Below are 16518 nucleotides of genomic sequence, written 5' to 3' on the forward strand. Positions count from 1 at the left end.
GAGGGGTGAACGCATGTTAAAGTCGAAAACTAGATGGATTGTTCGTAAATCTGATCAACAACTAGTAAAAACTCTCGAAAATGAATTGAAAATTACGCCACTTGTTGCGTCGCTGCTTATCAACCGCGGATTAAATACCGTTGATTCTGCACGGTATTTTTTATATGGAAAAGAGCAATTTCATGACCCTTATCTATTAAAAGGCATGGAAACAGCCGTAAACAGAATTCGGCAGGCAATAGAAAATCAAGAACCTATATTAATATTTGGAGATTATGATGCGGATGGTGTGAGCAGTACGACCGTATTAATGCTTACGCTCAAGGATCTGGGGGCTAATGTCCAATTTTATATACCCAATCGTTTTACGGAAGGATATGGTCCGAATGAACCAGCCTTTCGAAGTGCAGCTGAATCTGGAATAAAATTAATTATTACTGTAGATACAGGTATTTCTGCTATACACGAAGCAGGTATTGCAAAGGAACTTGGTATTGACTTAATTATCACGGATCACCATGAACCTGGTCCCGTTTTACCGGAAGCATTGGCGATTATTCATCCTAAACTTCCAGATAGTATTTATCCTTTTCGTGAACTTGCTGGGGTAGGTGTGGCCTTTAAATTAGCTCATGCCCTTTATGGAGAACTTCCAGAGCATTTACTCGAAATTGCTGTTATTGGTACCATCGCAGATTTGGTTTCGTTAAAAGACGAAAATCGTCTTATTGCCAAAAAAGGTTTGGAAAAGCTTAAAGTTACTAAAAATAAAGGTCTAAGAGCTATTTTAAAAGTAGCAGGTGTAGATCAACAGAACATTAACGAAGAAACTATCGGCTTTACGCTAGCGCCAAGAATCAATGCTGTCGGCAGATTAGAAAATGCTGATATGGCTGTAGACCTTTTGCTTACAGATGACCCTCTTGAAGCGGAAAACTTAGCACAAGAAATGGACGATTTAAATAAAACAAGGCAGTCAATTGTCAACTCTATTACACTTGAGGCCATTGAAGAGGTTGAAAGAAACTATCCTATTGATTCGAATTCAGTACTCGTGATTGGTAAAGAAGGCTGGAATGCTGGTGTAATTGGCATCGTTGCTTCTAGATTAGTTGAAAAGTACTACCGTCCGACAATTGTCCTTAGTTTTGACCCTGAAAAAGGTTTGGCCAAGGGTTCAGCTCGAAGTATTGCAGGTTTTGATTTATTTAAAAATCTATCAACATGCCGTGATATCCTTCCACATTTTGGCGGACATCCTATGGCTGCTGGAATGACGCTAAAGCTAGAAAATGTTTCAGATCTTCGTCAAAGATTAAATCTTTTGGCTAATGAACAGTTAACAAAAGAAGATTTTGTTCCAATTACTTTACTCGATCATCAAATAAATGTGGAAGAAATTAACTTATCCTCATTGGATGAATTAAATCTTCTTGCTCCATTTGGAATGGACAACCCGAAGCCGAAGGTCTTAATTAGTAATGTCCAAGTATCCACGATGAGAAAGATTGGTTCTGAACAAAATCATTTGAAAGTATTGGTAAATGATAATGGTGCTAACCTAGATGGGATTGGGTTCGGACTCGGACAGTTAGTGGACCATATTTCACCAGCTTCAAAAATTTCTATAATAGGTGAATTAGCTATCAATGAGTGGAATAATATCCGTAAACCACAAATTTTTATCCAGGATGTTGCCGTTGAATCATGGCAATTATTCGATCATCGCGGGGTCAAACGGATTCACTCGATGGTGAATACCATCCCGAAGGAAAAACGGACATATATTATTTTTAACAAAGAACAGCTTGAAAAAATGGATTCGGCTTTAACGAGTGAGGCAATACTGATTCAAAATGAAACCGATGCGAAAGCCTTCGACTCCCATCAAGCCAATGTGGTACTCGTTGACCTTCCGCCATCAAAGGACATCCTTTGTCACTTATTTAATGGAAGGCACCCTGCGCGGATTTATGCCTATTTCCATAAAGAATCGAGTGATTTCTTCAGTACTCTGCCAACAAGAGACCATTTTAAATGGTTTTATGGTTTGTTATTAAAAAAAGGTCCGATTGATTTAGGGCGACATGGGGACGAAATTGCCAAGCACCGCGGCTGGTCGACAGAAACGATAACCTTTATGTCAAAGGTGTTTTCTGAACTAGATTTTGTTACAATAAACAATGGATTTATTACTTTGAATAAACAATCACAAAAGCGTGACCTAACTGACTCAATTACCTACCAAACAAAACAGTCTCAATATGCACTTGAAAGAGATTTATTATTTTCATCCTTTCAGCAATTAAAAAGCTGGTTTGATGAGGTTATTGAGGAATCGGTTCAAATTGAGGAGGCAATAAAGTAATGGACTTAAAGCAATTTATCGCAATCGTACCGGATTATCCGAAACCAGGAATTACATTCAAAGATATTACTCCATTAATGAACGATGGAGAAGCATATAAGTATGCAACGGACCAAATTGTTGAATATGCAAAAGATAAACAAATAGATTTAATCGTTGGTCCAGAGGCAAGAGGGTTTATTATTGGCTGCCCTGTATCCTATGCCCTTGGTATTGGCTTTGCACCCGTTCGTAAGGAAGGCAAACTTCCGCGTGATACAGTGAAAGTTAGCTATGGATTGGAATATGGAAGTGATGTTCTAACCATTCATAAGGACGCGATTCAGCCTGGGCAACGAGTTTTGATTACGGATGATCTGTTAGCGACAGGTGGAACGATTGATGCAACCATTCAATTAGTTGAGCAGCTTGGCGGTGTGGTTGCTGGAATTGCTTTTCTCGTAGAATTAACCTACCTCGAAGGCCGTAAAAAGCTTGAAGGGTATGACATCATGACATTGATGAATTATTAATAGTAATGAGGGCACTCGTAACTGAGTGCTCTCTTGTTATAAGAGGAGAAATATTATTTTTATCATATTTCGACACTTTTTTCGCAAAATACAGTAAAATAGGTATCAAACCCTTTACATCTGTGTATTTTTTTTCGATAATAGTAACATTCATTAGTAACTAGTTAAGATAGTAAAACATTTAATAATATAGGTTTGTTTTGTAAAATAGATGTTAAAATCCTAAAGCCGATTTTAACGTGGAACAAACTATTTTGTGCTTGGAATTAAGATTGCAAGCTCTTTTAAGAAAAGAGCCTTAATAAAAAATGAGACGAAAAATAAGGTGATTTTATGGCGAACGATCAAGTGCTAACTGCCGAACAAGTCATCGACAAGACGAGGGCATATTTAAACGAGGAGCATTGTGAATTTGTAAAAAGAGCGTACGAATTCGCAAAACATTCTCATCGTGAACAATATAGAAAGTCGGGAGAGCCTTACATTATCCATCCCATTCAGGTTGCTGGAATTCTTGCGGACCTGGAGATGGATCCTGAAACGGTTGCTGCTGGTTTTCTTCATGACGTTGTTGAAGACACTGATGTCACCTTATTGGACATCGAGAATGAATTTAATGACGAAGTGGCCATGCTTGTCGACGGAGTTACGAAATTAGGGAAAATTAAATATAAATCACACGAGGAACAACAGGCAGAGAACCACAGAAAAATGTTTGTGGCAATGGCCCAGGATATCCGCGTTATTTTGATTAAGCTTGCTGATCGTTTGCATAATATGAGAACGCTTAAGCACCTTCCTGTTGAGAAGCAGCGTCGGATTTCAAATGAAACACTTGAAATCTTTGCACCTTTGGCCCATCGTCTTGGTATTTCTAAGATTAAGTGGGAGTTGGAAGATACTGCCTTAAGATACTTAAATCCACAACAATATTACCGTATCGTAAACTTGATGAAAAAGAAGCGGGCAGAACGGGAGCAATACTTAGTCGATGTTATGGACGAGGTTCGTGACAGAATGAAGGAAGTGTCCATTAATGCGGAGCTTAATGGAAGACCTAAACATATCTATAGCATATACCGGAAAATGGTTCAGCAAAATAAACAGTTTAGTGAGATCTATGATTTACTTGCCGTTCGAATTGTAGTGAATAGTATTAAGGATTGCTACGCCGTGCTAGGAATCATTCACACGTGCTGGAAGCCAATGCCTGGGCGTTTTAAGGACTATATTGCTATGCCGAAGCCTAATATGTATCAATCCCTTCACACAACGGTCATTGGTCCTAAAGGCGATCCACTAGAGGTTCAAATTCGCACGTCTGAAATGCACCGAATTGCAGAATTCGGTATTGCAGCCCACTGGGCGTATAAAGAAGGGAAAGCACTTAGTGATACAACTTCTTACGAACAAAAATTAACATGGTTTAGAGAAATCCTTGAATTCCAAAATGACACTGCCAATGCAGAAGAATTTATGGAGTCACTAAAAATTGATTTATTCTCCGATATGGTATTTGTGTTCACTCCAAAAGGTGATGTAATTGAATTACCGTCTGGTTCTGTTCCGATTGATTTTGCTTATCGAATTCATTCTGAAATTGGCAATAAGACGATTGGGGCAAAAGTAAACGGTAAAATGGTTACGCTGGATTATCGGCTTAAGACAGGTGACATTATCGAAATTCTTACCTCTAAGCACTCTTATGGACCAAGCCAAGACTGGTTAAAGCTTGCGCAAACATCACAGGCTAAAAATAAGATTCGTGCATTCTTTAAGAAACAGCGTCGGGATGAAAATGTCGATAAGGGAAAAGAGCTTGTTGAAAAAGAAATTCGCGGGATGGAATTTGATTTAAAAGAGATCTTAACTGCAGATAATTTGAAGAAGGTAGCCGAAAAGTTTAATTTTGCCAATGAAGACGATATGTATGCAGCTGTCGGCTATAATGGTGTAACCGCATTGCAGGTAGCTAACCGCTTAACTGAAAAATGGCGGAAAAAGCGAGATCAGGAGCAATCGGCAACCATTACCAATGCCATTTCTGATATGAAGGCTTTCCCTTCAACGAAAAAGAGGGAATCCGGTGTTCGTGTTGCTGGGATTGATAATTTGTTAATCCGCTTGTCAAGATGCTGCAATCCTGTCCCAGGTGACGAAATTGTCGGCTTCATTACGAAGGGCCGCGGTGTTTCTGTTCACCGAGCTGATTGTACCAATATTGACTCTAATGATGCGCAAACCAGGTTAATACCTGTTGAGTGGGAATCCTCCTTAAATGACCGGAAAGAGTATAATGTTGATATTGAAATTAGTGGTTATGACCGCCGTGGTCTTTTGAATGAGGTCCTGCAGGCGGTAAACGAGACAAAAACCAATATTTCAGCTGTTTCTGGCCGATCTGACCGCAATAAGATGGCAACGATTATCATGTCTATTGCCATTCATAATGTCAGCCATTTGCAACGGGTTGTTGAGCGAATCAAACAGATACCAGATATCTATTCCGTTCGCCGGATTATGAATTAAGGAGTTTTTTGAAATGCGAGTAGTGGTGCAGCGCAGTAAAAATGCAAAGGTAACTGTAGATGGAGAAATAACAGGTCAGATTTCTAAAGGACTTGTCCTCCTTGTAGGTGTCACACATCAAGATAAAGAGGAGGACGCTGCCTTCTTAGCGGAAAAAATCGTTAATCTACGGATTTTTGAAGATGACGCTGGAAAGATGAATTTATCTTTATTAGAAGTTGGCGGTGAAATCCTTTCTGTCTCTCAATTCACTTTGTATGGGTATTGCCGCAAAGGAAGACGGCCTAATTTCATGGAAGCCGCAAGACCGGAACAGGCGATTCAGCTCTATGAAGTATTCAATGGTTTATTACGTGAAAAAGGTATCAAGGTTGAAACAGGGATCTTTGGAGCGATGATGGATGTTGAATTAATCAATGACGGCCCCGTTACACTAATTGTTGAGAGTAAAGGATAAAAAATGCTTGGCACTTTAATAGCTGCCAAGCATTTTTTTATTTTTCTTTAAAATATCTAGCTAATCCGTTATAAATACCGGTGGCTGCATTTTCTTGGAATTGACCGGAGGTCAGCGTCATTTCTTCAGCTGAATTACTTAGGTACCCCAGCTCCATAAGGACTGCTTGTCTTTGATTTTCACGAACGACATGATAATCACCCGAGCGGACCCCGCGGCTTTTTAATTTTGTTTGCGAATTGGTTGAGTTATAAACATATTCTGCGAGTTTTTTTTGATAGGAATGATAGTAGTAGCCTGTCATTCCCCGGACGCTTCGATCCAGGTTACTATCATAATGTAGGCTGAGAAAGGCATCTGCCTGATGGATACTCGCGAGTCTTACCCTTGATGGCAGCGGAAGATACGAATCGTTACTTCTTGTAAGAAATACATTTGCGCCAGCCGCTTTTAACTTATCAGATAAAAGTTGGGCAGTCCTTAGTGTTAATTCTTTCTCAAGGGTTCCACTCGATCCTGTTGCCCCATTGTCAACTCCGCCATGACCGGGATCAATGACAATGGTTTTGTACTTTAGATAACCTTCTGACCCTTGTTTATCAATACCCGGACCTGTGCCATTGGTAGTTACAAGCCAGCCTGCAATATATCCATTACTACCATTCGACAATTTAATTTCATACCAATCATTTTCGACACTTATTATGTGAAAGGACTCACCTTCATTTACTCGCTGTAGAACAGTGGATTGTACGGTGGGATCCTTTCTGATATTGGTACCATTATGTAGGATTGTTACTTTGCTATCTTTGGCAATTTTGCTCGATTTTTCTTTATCTTTATTAAAATACCAGCCTGCTGCCCAGCCTGTTTTTCCTGATTTATATTCGATTTTGATCCAATTATTTACCTCATCAAGAATGGCAAACTCTTGTCCTTTTGAAACGGAACCAATAATCTTTGAATTTAAGGAAGAACCGTCACGGACACTAAGAGAGCTGGCTGTTACCTTCCCAATTATTCCAGTAGTTTTAGATGGCTGACTTTGAGTCCCTATTTGAACAAATTCACTACTTACCCATGCACTTTGGCCAGAGTATTTAATTTCCAGCCAATTATTCTTTTTTGAATAAATACTAACTGTTGTCCCCTTTGATAGTTTGCCAATAATACTTCCTTTGGTAGAAGGCTCATCTCGAATATTCAATGTATCTGTAACAATACCTTTATCGATGGATTTATTATTATTATTATTATTATCTTCTTTCGAATTAGTGCTATTACTTTTTAAATCCATGAATTCTCTTGCAACCCAGCCTTCACCAAAAGATGCAGAGATTTTTAACCAGTTTTCATTCTCATCAAGAACGCTGACAGCTTGTCCTTTATTTAAATAGCCTGTGATACGGAAGCTGGTTCCAGGGCCGGAGCGCACTCGTAATTGATTGGTATTGGCTGTAGCACTCATATTTTTTGAATTACTAGAGCTGCTAGTGGTTGTTCCATTAGAGGATTTAGTTACAACCCAGTTGGCAATCCAGCCTGTCTTCGCAGTTGAAAGCTGAATTTGGATCCAATCATCTTTTTCTTTAATAATCGTAAATTTTTCGCCCTTTTTTCCTTGCTTCACAAGCTGATAGCTTAGGCCTGGACCATTACGGATGTTAACCGTACTCTCAGCAATGGTGACCGTCCTGTTTGCTGCCACACCTATGTCCTGTGGGAGGAATACAGCAAAAACTAATGTGAAACATACTACTAATAGTATAAATCTCTTTATCATCCTCTCTCTCCCTTCACAATATCTATAATTTTATCGTAAAGCAGAGTGAAAATCATTCCTTATTTGCTAAATTTCGCCTTTTTGGCGAAAAACTTGTCTTTCATGAAAGTTTTTTATAGGAATGGAAATAATAGAAACTATAGTGATGATAAAGAGGTGATTGAGGGATGAGATCGAGCGATAAGTCAAATAGTATCCAATCAGTTGACAGCAGGCTTTTTGGAGTGGATTTTCATGATTTTATTCAAAGAGAACAAAATAATACTACGTTTGAGCTTGCCTCCGAATTTGGACTAACGATTGGCGATGTTAGAAAGTTGAAAAAACATTTGGAGAGATCCTAAATCCTTCTTGACATTGGATTCAATGCTCCGTATTATTATATAAATAATAAACATGGCGATAACCAATGATGGAGCATAGTAATTAAGGTTAAACATGACAAGAGAGGAAATGCCCTGGGCTGAAAGCATTTCTACATGATTCTTAATGAATGAACACTCCTTAGGCTTCTCTCTGAAAAAGGTTCCTTTAGTCGGAATACTTCCGCCTCTGTCGGAATGAATTCCGCCTTTAGTAGGAGAAGAACGTGAGCAGGCGTTAACTGTAAAAGAGGAAGTGCATAGATTGTTTATGCCTTCAACTAGGGTGGCACCGCGGGATTATAACTCTCGTCCCTTGTATTTATTTATACAAGGGACGGGAGTTTTTTGTTTTTATAAAGGTTTTACATAAATTAGAAACGGTAAGGAGGAATCTGCTATGTCTATTAGCATTCCAAGAGGCACACAGGATATTCTACCTGGAGAGGTAGAAAAGTGGCAGCTGATTGAAGCAAAAGCGAGAGAGCTTTGTGAGAAATATCAATATCAAGAAATTCGGACTCCAATCTTTGAACATACAGATCTATTTGCAAGAGGTGTAGGTGATACTACTGATATTGTACAGAAAGAAATGTACTCATTTGATGATCGCGGCGGCCGCAGCCTTACGTTAAGACCAGAAGGAACGGCAGCAGTGGTAAGGGCGTTTGTTGAGAAAAAAATGTTTGGTTATCCAAATCAGCCCGTTAAGCTTTACTATATGGGACCCATGTTTCGATACGAACGCCCACAGGCAGGACGGTTCCGTCAGTTTGTTCAATTTGGTATCGAAGCATTAGGCAGTAACGATCCTGCAATTGATGCAGAAGTCATTTCACTTGCAATCAATTTATACAAGGAAATGGGTTTGAAAAAGTTAAAGCTTGTGATCAATAGTCTTGGAGATAAGGAGAGCAGAACCGCTCACCGCAATGCGCTAGTGAATCACTTTCAGCCGAGAATCGGGGAGTTTTGCCACGATTGTCAAAACCGTCTGGAGAAAAATCCATTGCGGATTCTCGATTGCAAACAGGATCACAATCATGAATTAATGAAATCTGCACCGTCGATTATTGATTATCTAAATGATGAATCGAAGGCATATTTTGAAAAGTTACAGAAGTATTTAACACAATTGGATATTGCGTTTGTAGTCGATCCCAACCTAGTTCGCGGTTTGGATTATTATAATCACACTGCTTTTGAAATAATGAGTGACGCAGAGGGCTTTGGAGCTATTACCACTTTATGCGGCGGGGGTCGTTATAACGGATTGGCCGAAGAAATGGGCGGACCAGAAACCCCGGGAATTGGTTTTGCCATGAGTATTGAACGTTTCCTTGCAGCACTAAATGCTGAAGGAATTGAGCTTGAAATCAATCAAGGTATTGATTGCTATATCGCTTCCCTTGGTGAAGAAGCAAAGGATTATACAGTAGGGCTTCTACAGAAGCTGCGCCTTGCAGGTGTTTCCGCAGAAAGAGATTATTTAAATCGAAAAATCAAAGCACAATTTAAAGCAGCTGACCGACTGAATGCAAAATATGTTGCCGTTCTCGGTGACGACGAGCTTACTAACAATAAAATTAACCTTAAAAATATGGCTACAGGCGAGCAAGAAGAAATAGAGTTAACACGATTTGTGGAATATTTTCAAGAACTTAAGAGATAGAGGAGAGGATCTTCATGTATGGGAGAACGTATTTTTGTGGCGATGTACCAGAGTCTGCAATTGGTGAGAAAGTAACACTTAAAGGCTGGGTAGCAAAACGCCGGGACCTAGGTGGATTAATTTTTATCGATTTACGCGATCGTACAGGTATTGTCCAGGTTGTTTTCAATCCGGATTTATCGAAAGAAGCACTGCAAACTGCGGAAAAGATTCGTAGTGAGTATGTTCTAGATATACAGGGAACGGTAATTGCCCGTGAGGAAGGAACGATTAACCCAAATTTAAAAACTGGCAAAATTGAAGTTCAAGCTGAAATGGTAACGATTATTAACGAAGCGAAAACACCGCCGTTTACCATTACAGATAAAACGGATGCATCAGAGGATATTCGTCTTAAATACCGCTATTTAGATTTCCGTCGTCCGGTGATTTTTGAAACATTAAAAATGCGTCATCAAGTGACAAAGCAAATCAGAGATTTCCTTGACTCTGAAGGATTCCTAGATATTGAAACACCGATTTTAACCAAAAGTACTCCTGAAGGTGCACGTGACTATCTCGTTCCAAGCCGTGTACATCCTGGTGAGTTCTATGCACTTCCACAATCACCACAGTTATTCAAGCAGCTATTAATGCTTGGCGGGATTGAGCGTTATTATCAAATTGCACGCTGTTTCCGTGATGAAGACTTACGTGCTGACCGTCAGCCGGAGTTTACACAAATTGATATTGAAACAAGTTTCCTTGGTCAAGAAGATATCTTGGGCTTAATGGAAAAAATGATGACTGGGCTGATGAAGGAAGTAAAAGGACTTGAAATTCCTGCTCCGTTTCCACGAATGACCTATGATGAAGCGATGAGCCGTTTTGGTTCAGATAAACCAGATACTCGTTTTGGCCTTGAACTAGTTGATCTTTCTGAGGTTGTTAAAGATTCAGGCTTTAAAGTATTTGCAGCTGCTGTTGCTAATGGCGGTCAAGTAAAAGCCATTAATGTGAAAGGCGGGGCTGAGAAATACTCACGTAAGGATATTGATGCCCTAACAGAATTTGTAGGGGTTTATGGTGCAAAAGGTCTAGCTTGGCTGAAAGTAGACGCAGAGGGATTAAAAGGTCCGATTGCAAAGTTCTTTGTTGAAGAGGATTCCCAAGCGTTAACAACGGTTTTAAATGCTAAAGAGGGTGACTTACTATTATTCGTTGCCGACAAGAAAAATGTCGTTGCTGACGCTTTAGGTGCACTCCGCTCTAAGCTTGGAAAAGAATTAGGGTTAATCGACCAAAGTAAGTTTAACTTTTTATGGATTACAGATTGGCCGCTTCTTGAGTATGGTGAAGAAGAAGGACGTTACTATGCGGCCCATCATCCATTCACGATGCCGGTAAGAGAAGACTTGCCTTACTTAGATACAGACCCTGCTAGAGTTCGTGCACAGGCCTATGATCTGGTATTGAATGGTTATGAGCTCGGAGGCGGTTCACTGAGAATTTTTGAGCGTTCTGTTCAAGAAAAAATGTTTAAAGTTCTTGGTTTTACTCCTGAAGAGTCTCAAGAACAATTTGGTTTCTTGTTAAATGCTTTCGAATACGGTACGCCGCCACATGGCGGGATTGCTCTTGGTTTGGACCGTTTGGTTATGCTGCTGTCAGGCAGTACGAACCTGCGTGATACCATTGCTTTTCCAAAAACGGCAAGCGCCGCAGACTTGTTAACCAATGCACCAGGTGAAGTTTCAGAAGCCCAATTAAAAGAACTTCACTTGTCACTAAATGTTACCAATAAAAATGAATAAAACGCTTTCATAATCCCTTGAATGGTTTTTTAATCTATGGTATTATAAAGTCAATCAAATAAGTGTCCTGAAATGTTCGTTGTATTACCTAACTTTTGACCAACATTATTTCTTCGGGAGTCTGAAGTCTTCAAGCAGCGTAAAAGCCTCAACCTATACGGTTAAAGGGACTTACATAAACTTGGAACAAGACACCCACCTGCGAGAGTGGCGGGATCAAAAGAAGGAACAAGCGCGACGGCACCATTGGGACCCTTATAAAAATAGTCTCCTGCATAAGCAGGGGGCTATTTTTATTTTTGTTGCTTATCATTTTCGAATTCCTATAGAAATACTTGAATTTATAGAGGAGTATGTTATATTTTTTTAGTGTTAAAGATATAGATAAGTCTAATTTAATTTCTGGAGGATCCACATGCTGCATCAATTTTCTCGTAATGAACTTGCCATTGGCAAAGAAGGCCTAGATATCATGAAGAACAGTACAGTTGCTGTACTAGGCATTGGCGGTGTAGGCTCATTTGCTGCTGAAGCTCTTGCTCGTTCTGGAGTTGGAAAGCTTATACTAGTTGATAAAGATACAGTTGATATTACCAATGTCAACCGTCAGCTTATCGCCTTGTTATCAACAATTGGACAAGAAAAAGCTGAACTGATGAAAGAACGTATTAAAGATATTAATCCTGATTGTGAAGTTATCGCCTTAAAAATGTTTTATACAGAGGAGACGTATGAAGAATTTTTTAACCATGGTTTAGATTTTGTCGTTGATGCTTCTGATACCATTATTTATAAAATTCATCTCATGAAAGAGTGTCTAAAAAGAAATATACCCATCATCTCGAGCATGGGTGCAGCCAACAAAATGGACCCAACTCGCTTCAAAATTGCTGATATTTCTAAAACACATACAGATCCAATCGCTAAGGTAATCCGTACGAAGCTCCGCAAGGAAAGAATCCATAAAGGCATTCCGGTAGTCTTTTCTGATGAAAGCCCGATTGTTATTCGTGAGGATGTCAAAAAAGAGGTGGGGAATGAGAATGCTCCTATTCGAAAGGCACAAATGCCGCCATCCTCAAATGCCTTCGTTCCTTCTGCTTGCGGGTTGATTATGGCAAGCTATGTGGTTCGAGAGCTGTTAGCCGACATCAAAATTACAAGAGTATCTGACGAAAAATAATTAGCTAGCCCCGAAGGTAAAAGGTCGGGGCTATTTTTTTATAAAAATGTTAAATTTACCTATTATGCGTTAAACTTGATAAAGAGAGGGGGAGGTTTTTTGGAATCAATTGTAGTATTAAAAGATGTTACCAAAGTAATTAAAGGACGAACGATAATAGATAATATCAGTTTCGAAGTAAATAAAGGAGAAGTCTTCGGATTTCTTGGCCCCAATGGAGCGGGTAAAACAACCACGATTCGAATGATTGTCGGATTAATGGATATTACCTCAGGTGATATCACAATCGATGGTTATAGTATCAAATCAAAATTTGAAGATGCGGTAAGACATGTTGGAGCCATCGTTGAAAATCCGGAAATGTACAAGTTTCTAAGCGGCTACCAAAACCTCATTCATTATGCGCGGATGGTAAAAGGAATATCCAAGGAAAAGATTGATGAAACTGTAAAGCTTGTGGGCTTAACGGATAGAATTCATGATAAAGTGAAGACCTATTCCCTAGGCATGCGGCAACGACTAGGTTTGGCTCAATGTCTTTTGCATGATCCTAAAGTATTGATTCTGGATGAACCGACAAACGGACTGGATCCTGCAGGCATAAGAGAAATCCGTGATTACATACGCCGCCTTGCAAGGGAGAGAAATATGGCGGTGATAGTATCGAGCCATATTCTTTCAGAAATGGAAATGATGTGTGACCGTATTGGTATTATTCAAAATGGTAGTCTCATTGATGTTCAATTGATACAAGAATTTGTACACGGGACTAGCGCGAGTTTTGAGTTCGAGGTTATTCCTAGTGAAAAAGCTTTGACCTTTCTGAAAAACAACTTCCCTACTATCTTAGTAACCCATTCACGGAACGGTATTACCATGGAACTAGCAAAAAATGAAGTACCTGCAATGGTAAAGGCGTTCGTTGAAGAAGAAATTCAAGTGTTTGGGATTAGAGAAGTTTCCAAAACATTAGAGGACCGCTTCCTTGAAGTGACAGCAGATAAGGGGGCTATCGATCATGATTAATTTAATTCGTAATGAATTAATGAAGATTTTTAGAAGACCAGGAACCTATGTAATGATTGGGATACTAGTAGTGATTGTCTCTATTACAGGTGTTTTTATGAAGTATAACCTAGTTGAAGAAGAACCTAATGTCACGGAAGATTGGAAACCAGTATTGCAACAGGAAAATGAAGCACTGAAAAGCCAACTAGAATCTAGTCCAATAAAATTGGAGCAGGATTTCTATAAGAAACAAATTGCTATCAATGAATACAGGTTAGCGCATGATATTCCTTTTAGAGAAAAGTATAATGTCTGGTCTTTTGTAAAAGACAGTTCAGAGCTTATTCTTTTAGCCGGTTTGTTTACGATAGTAGTGTCTGCAGGAATTGTTGCAAGTGAATTTAATTGGGGAACGATTAAGCTGCTGCTAATTCGTCCAATCAATCGAAGTAAAATATTACTGTCGAAATATCTAACTGTCTTGTTGTTTGCTTTGTTGATGATTGGAATCTTATTTGGTTTTTCAGCCATTCTTGGCGCTATTCTTTTCGGATTCCCAGAACAAACACTGCCGTATTTGAATTATTTCAATGGTAAAGTAACCGAGCAGCACATTATCGTTTACTTAATCATTTACTATGGATTAGGCTCGATCGATATGATTATGTTGACTACAATGGCCTTCATGATTTCATCTGTCTTCCGAAACAGTTCGCTTGCTATTGGATTATCATTATTTTTAATGTTTACGGGCAGTCAGTTCACCGCTCTTATTTCAATGAAGTTTGATTGGGCAAAATACATTCTCTTTGCCAATACCAATCTAATGCAGTATATCGAGGGAACCCCGCTGCTTGAGGGGATGACGATGTCATTCTCGATTATCATCCTTATTATCTACTTCGTGATTTTTCAATTTTTGGCTTTTTATGTATTCAATAAGAGAGATGTTGCTGCTTAAAATACAAAACCTCTGGGAATCCCCCAGAGGTTATTTTTTTCGTAATAATTTTTCATATACCATTGCCATTGCTTGTTCAAATTTCCCGGTTTTCTTGGGGTGGTAGTATTGTTTGTTTTTTAATTTGTTCGGCAGGTATTGCTGCGGAACCCAGCCAGATTCATAGTCATGTGGATATAAGTAGCCAATTCCTCTTCCCAGCTCTTTTGCGCCTTTATAGTGAGCGTCACGTAAATGATCTGGCACTTCCCCGATGTTTCCTTTTTGGATATCAGCAAGGGCCTCACTAATTGCAATCACGGCTGAATTGGATTTAGGCGACAAACATAATTCAATGACAGCGTTAGCCAGGGGTATTCTAGCTTCGGGAAAACCAATTCTTTCAGAGGTTTCAATGGAGGCCAATGTGCGTGCACCTGCCTGTGGACTTGCTAGACCAACATCTTCATAGGCAATAACAAGTAATCTTCTGCTAATACTTTGCAGATCTCCGGCTTCAATTAATCTCCCAAGGTAATGCAAAGCTGCATTTACATCACTTCCGCGAATTGATTTCTGGAATGCTGAAAGCACATCATAGTGCCCATCTCCGTCTTTATCCGAGCCATAGCTTTTCTTTTGCATGCATTCTTCTGCACTTTTTAAATCGATATGGATAGCTTCCTCGTCATCCTTGTCGGTTGATAGAACAGCTAATTCTAGGGCATTCAGGGAGCTGCGGACATCTCCATTGGATGCGGTGGCAAAATGAGTTAAGGCTTCTTCCGTAATATCTATCTGCAGCTTTCCGAAACCGCGTTCTTCGTCCTCAATTGCACGTATTAAGGCAAGTTTCACCTCATCTGGGGTTAACGGTTTGAGTTCGAAAATTTGACATCTGCTGCGAATCGCAGGATTAATAGCATGATAAGGATTACTCGTAGTTGCACCAATAAGTGTTATCATACCATTTTCTAAAAATGGTAATAGGAAATCCTGTTTTCCTTTATCGAGTCTGTGGACTTCATCCAGAAGCAGCATGACTTTTCCGGACATTTTCGCCTCTGCTGCGACTATTTCCATGTCCTTTTTATTGCTGGTGACAGCGTTAAGAGTACGGAAGGCATATTTGGTACTTCCAGCAATCGCGCTGGCAATCGAGGTTTTACCTATTCCTGGCGGTCCATATAAAATCATCGATGTCAGCTGTTTAGCCTTCACCATTCGGGCAATAATTTTATCATCTGCCACTAGATGCTGCTGTCCAACGACTTCTTCAATTGTTCTAGGGCGCATTCGAAATGCTAGCGGCTTTTGCTGCATAATCCATCTCTCCAACTAAATAAATGAGTTCCCTTTAACTCTACCATTTTCGGGATGGAAAAGCATAATAAAGTACAATATGATATAATTGCTAATGCCTATCAAATTACTGTGTATTTAATAATGAATAAAATAATAGAGGTGTATTAAATGAGAATTTCAACAAAAGGACGATATGGATTGACAATAATGATAGAACTAGCGAAAAATCAAGGAGAGGGGCCAACTTCTCTTAAATCAATTGCTCAAGCAAACCAATTATCTGAACATTATCTAGAACAGCTTATTGCTCCACTAAGAAATGCAGGATTAGTAAAAAGCATCCGAGGTGCTTATGGTGGATATATTCTTGCTGATGTTCCTTCTAAAATTACTGCTGGTGATGTCATTCGTGTACTTGAAGGACCCATTACACTTGTGGAAGGAATCGAAGATGAGGAGCCGGCGCAGCGTGAGCTGTGGATCCGTATTCGTGATGCCATTAAATCTGTTCTCGACAATACTACTCTTGAGGATTTAGCTAGTCATAGCAACGATACAGAGACAGACGGTTATATGTTTTACATTTAATGTTAAAAGTAGAATAGA

At 39.4% G+C, this 16518-nt stretch carries 13 protein-coding genes, 1 other RNA gene and 1 other annotated feature; of the genes, 12 read left to right on the forward strand and 2 right to left on the reverse strand.

The genetic code is table 11. The features are described from left to right. Positions 1–13: 13 nt before the first annotated feature. The 4 genes from recJ (at position 14) to dtd (ending at position 5866) form a co-directional block, all read left to right on the forward strand. The gene (recJ, locus tag CHI06_RS18260) at positions 14–2368 is read left to right on the forward strand and encodes a single-stranded-DNA-specific exonuclease RecJ (RefSeq protein ID WP_095250057.1); all 2355 of its coding nucleotides are present in this window, start codon (positions 14–16) and stop codon (positions 2366–2368) included. Further along, complete coding sequence (locus tag CHI06_RS18265) at positions 2368–2880, forward strand: adenine phosphoribosyltransferase (RefSeq protein WP_095250058.1); 513 nt, start codon at positions 2368–2370, stop codon at positions 2878–2880. Before recJ ends, CHI06_RS18265 begins: the two co-directional genes overlap by 1 nt. 333 nt (positions 2881–3213) lie before the next feature. Next, positions 3214–5409 (forward strand): RelA/SpoT family protein, encoded by a 2196-nt coding sequence (locus tag CHI06_RS18270; RefSeq protein ID WP_095250059.1) that lies wholly within the window; start codon positions 3214–3216, stop codon positions 5407–5409. A gap of 13 nt (positions 5410–5422) precedes the next feature. Then, the gene (gene dtd, locus CHI06_RS18275; protein ID WP_095250060.1) at positions 5423–5866 is read left to right on the forward strand and encodes a D-aminoacyl-tRNA deacylase; all 444 of its coding nucleotides are present in this window, start codon (positions 5423–5425) and stop codon (positions 5864–5866) included. A 37-nt stretch (positions 5867–5903) separates the two neighbouring features. On the opposite strand, the gene CHI06_RS18280 is transcribed toward dtd, so the two are convergent. Next, positions 5904–7649 (reverse strand): SH3 domain-containing protein, encoded by a 1746-nt coding sequence (locus CHI06_RS18280; protein WP_095250061.1) that lies wholly within the window; start codon positions 7647–7649, stop codon positions 5904–5906. A gap of 167 nt (positions 7650–7816) precedes the next feature. Between CHI06_RS18280 and CHI06_RS29880 the strand changes: the two genes are divergently transcribed. The 7 genes from CHI06_RS29880 to CHI06_RS18310 all read left to right on the forward strand — a co-directional run bounded on the left by CHI06_RS29880 (position 7817) and on the right by CHI06_RS18310 (position 14628). Then, positions 7817–7993, forward strand: a complete 177-nt coding sequence (locus CHI06_RS29880; protein ID WP_165978987.1) for a hypothetical protein — start codon at positions 7817–7819, stop codon at positions 7991–7993. 56 nt (positions 7994–8049) lie between these two features. Continuing rightward, positions 8050–8331, forward strand: a binding site (T-box leader). An 80-nt stretch (positions 8332–8411) separates the two neighbouring features. After that, positions 8412–9683: a histidine--tRNA ligase gene (gene hisS / locus CHI06_RS18285; protein WP_095250062.1), complete on the forward strand. Its 1272-nt coding sequence runs from the start codon at positions 8412–8414 to the stop codon at positions 9681–9683. 14 nt (positions 9684–9697) lie between these two features. Next, positions 9698–11476: an aspartate--tRNA ligase gene (aspS, locus tag CHI06_RS18290; RefSeq protein WP_095250063.1), complete on the forward strand. Its 1779-nt coding sequence runs from the start codon at positions 9698–9700 to the stop codon at positions 11474–11476. Positions 11477–11537: 61 nt separating this feature from the next. After that, positions 11538–11733, forward strand: a non-coding RNA gene (gene ssrS / locus CHI06_RS18295) — 6S RNA. A gap of 158 nt (positions 11734–11891) precedes the next feature. Then, positions 11892–12659: a tRNA threonylcarbamoyladenosine dehydratase gene (locus tag CHI06_RS18300; RefSeq protein ID WP_095250064.1), complete on the forward strand. Its 768-nt coding sequence runs from the start codon at positions 11892–11894 to the stop codon at positions 12657–12659. Between the two features lie 99 nt (positions 12660–12758). Then, positions 12759–13685, forward strand: a complete 927-nt coding sequence (locus CHI06_RS18305) for an ABC transporter ATP-binding protein (RefSeq protein WP_095250065.1) — start codon at positions 12759–12761, stop codon at positions 13683–13685. Then, positions 13678–14628, forward strand: coding sequence for an ABC transporter permease (locus CHI06_RS18310; RefSeq protein WP_095250066.1), 951 nt, complete (start codon positions 13678–13680; stop codon positions 14626–14628). Before CHI06_RS18305 ends, CHI06_RS18310 begins: the two co-directional genes overlap by 8 nt. A 30-nt stretch (positions 14629–14658) precedes the next feature. Here CHI06_RS18310 and CHI06_RS18315 read toward each other — a convergent pair whose 3' ends face one another. Next, positions 14659–15930 (reverse strand): replication-associated recombination protein A, encoded by a 1272-nt coding sequence (locus CHI06_RS18315; protein ID WP_095250067.1) that lies wholly within the window; start codon positions 15928–15930, stop codon positions 14659–14661. A 150-nt stretch (positions 15931–16080) separates the two neighbouring features. On the opposite strand from CHI06_RS18315, the gene cymR reads away from it, so the two are divergent. Continuing rightward, positions 16081–16500: a cysteine metabolism transcriptional regulator CymR gene (cymR, locus tag CHI06_RS18320; RefSeq protein ID WP_095250068.1), complete on the forward strand. Its 420-nt coding sequence runs from the start codon at positions 16081–16083 to the stop codon at positions 16498–16500. Positions 16501–16518: the final 18 nt, after the last annotated feature.

Origin of the sequence: Bacillus sp. 7884-1 (genome assembly GCF_002272245.1) — a bacterium.
Lineage (GTDB): Bacteria > Bacillota > Bacilli > Bacillales > Cytobacillaceae > Neobacillus.

Bases quoted from the DNA above. Each gene is read 5' to 3' on its own strand.
- recJ (WP_095250057.1), top strand. From the start codon at position 14: ATGTTAAAGTCGAAAACTAGATGGATTGTTCGTAAATCTGATCAACAA.
- CHI06_RS18265 (WP_095250058.1), top strand. From the start codon at position 2,368: ATGGACTTAAAGCAATTTATCGCAATCGTACCGGATTATCCGAAACCA.
- CHI06_RS18270 (WP_095250059.1), top strand. From the start codon at position 3,214: ATGGCGAACGATCAAGTGCTAACTGCCGAACAAGTCATCGACAAGACG.
- dtd (WP_095250060.1), top strand. From the start codon at position 5,423: ATGCGAGTAGTGGTGCAGCGCAGTAAAAATGCAAAGGTAACTGTAGAT.
- CHI06_RS18280 (WP_095250061.1), bottom strand. From the start codon at position 7,649: ATGATAAAGAGATTTATACTATTAGTAGTATGTTTCACATTAGTTTTT.
- CHI06_RS29880 (WP_165978987.1), top strand. From the start codon at position 7,817: ATGAGATCGAGCGATAAGTCAAATAGTATCCAATCAGTTGACAGCAGG.
- hisS (WP_095250062.1), top strand. From the start codon at position 8,412: ATGTCTATTAGCATTCCAAGAGGCACACAGGATATTCTACCTGGAGAG.
- aspS (WP_095250063.1), top strand. From the start codon at position 9,698: ATGTATGGGAGAACGTATTTTTGTGGCGATGTACCAGAGTCTGCAATT.
- CHI06_RS18300 (WP_095250064.1), top strand. From the start codon at position 11,892: ATGCTGCATCAATTTTCTCGTAATGAACTTGCCATTGGCAAAGAAGGC.
- CHI06_RS18310 (WP_095250066.1), top strand. From the start codon at position 13,678: ATGATTAATTTAATTCGTAATGAATTAATGAAGATTTTTAGAAGACCA.
- CHI06_RS18315 (WP_095250067.1), bottom strand. From the start codon at position 15,930: ATGCAGCAAAAGCCGCTAGCATTTCGAATGCGCCCTAGAACAATTGAA.
- cymR (WP_095250068.1), top strand. From the start codon at position 16,081: ATGAGAATTTCAACAAAAGGACGATATGGATTGACAATAATGATAGAA.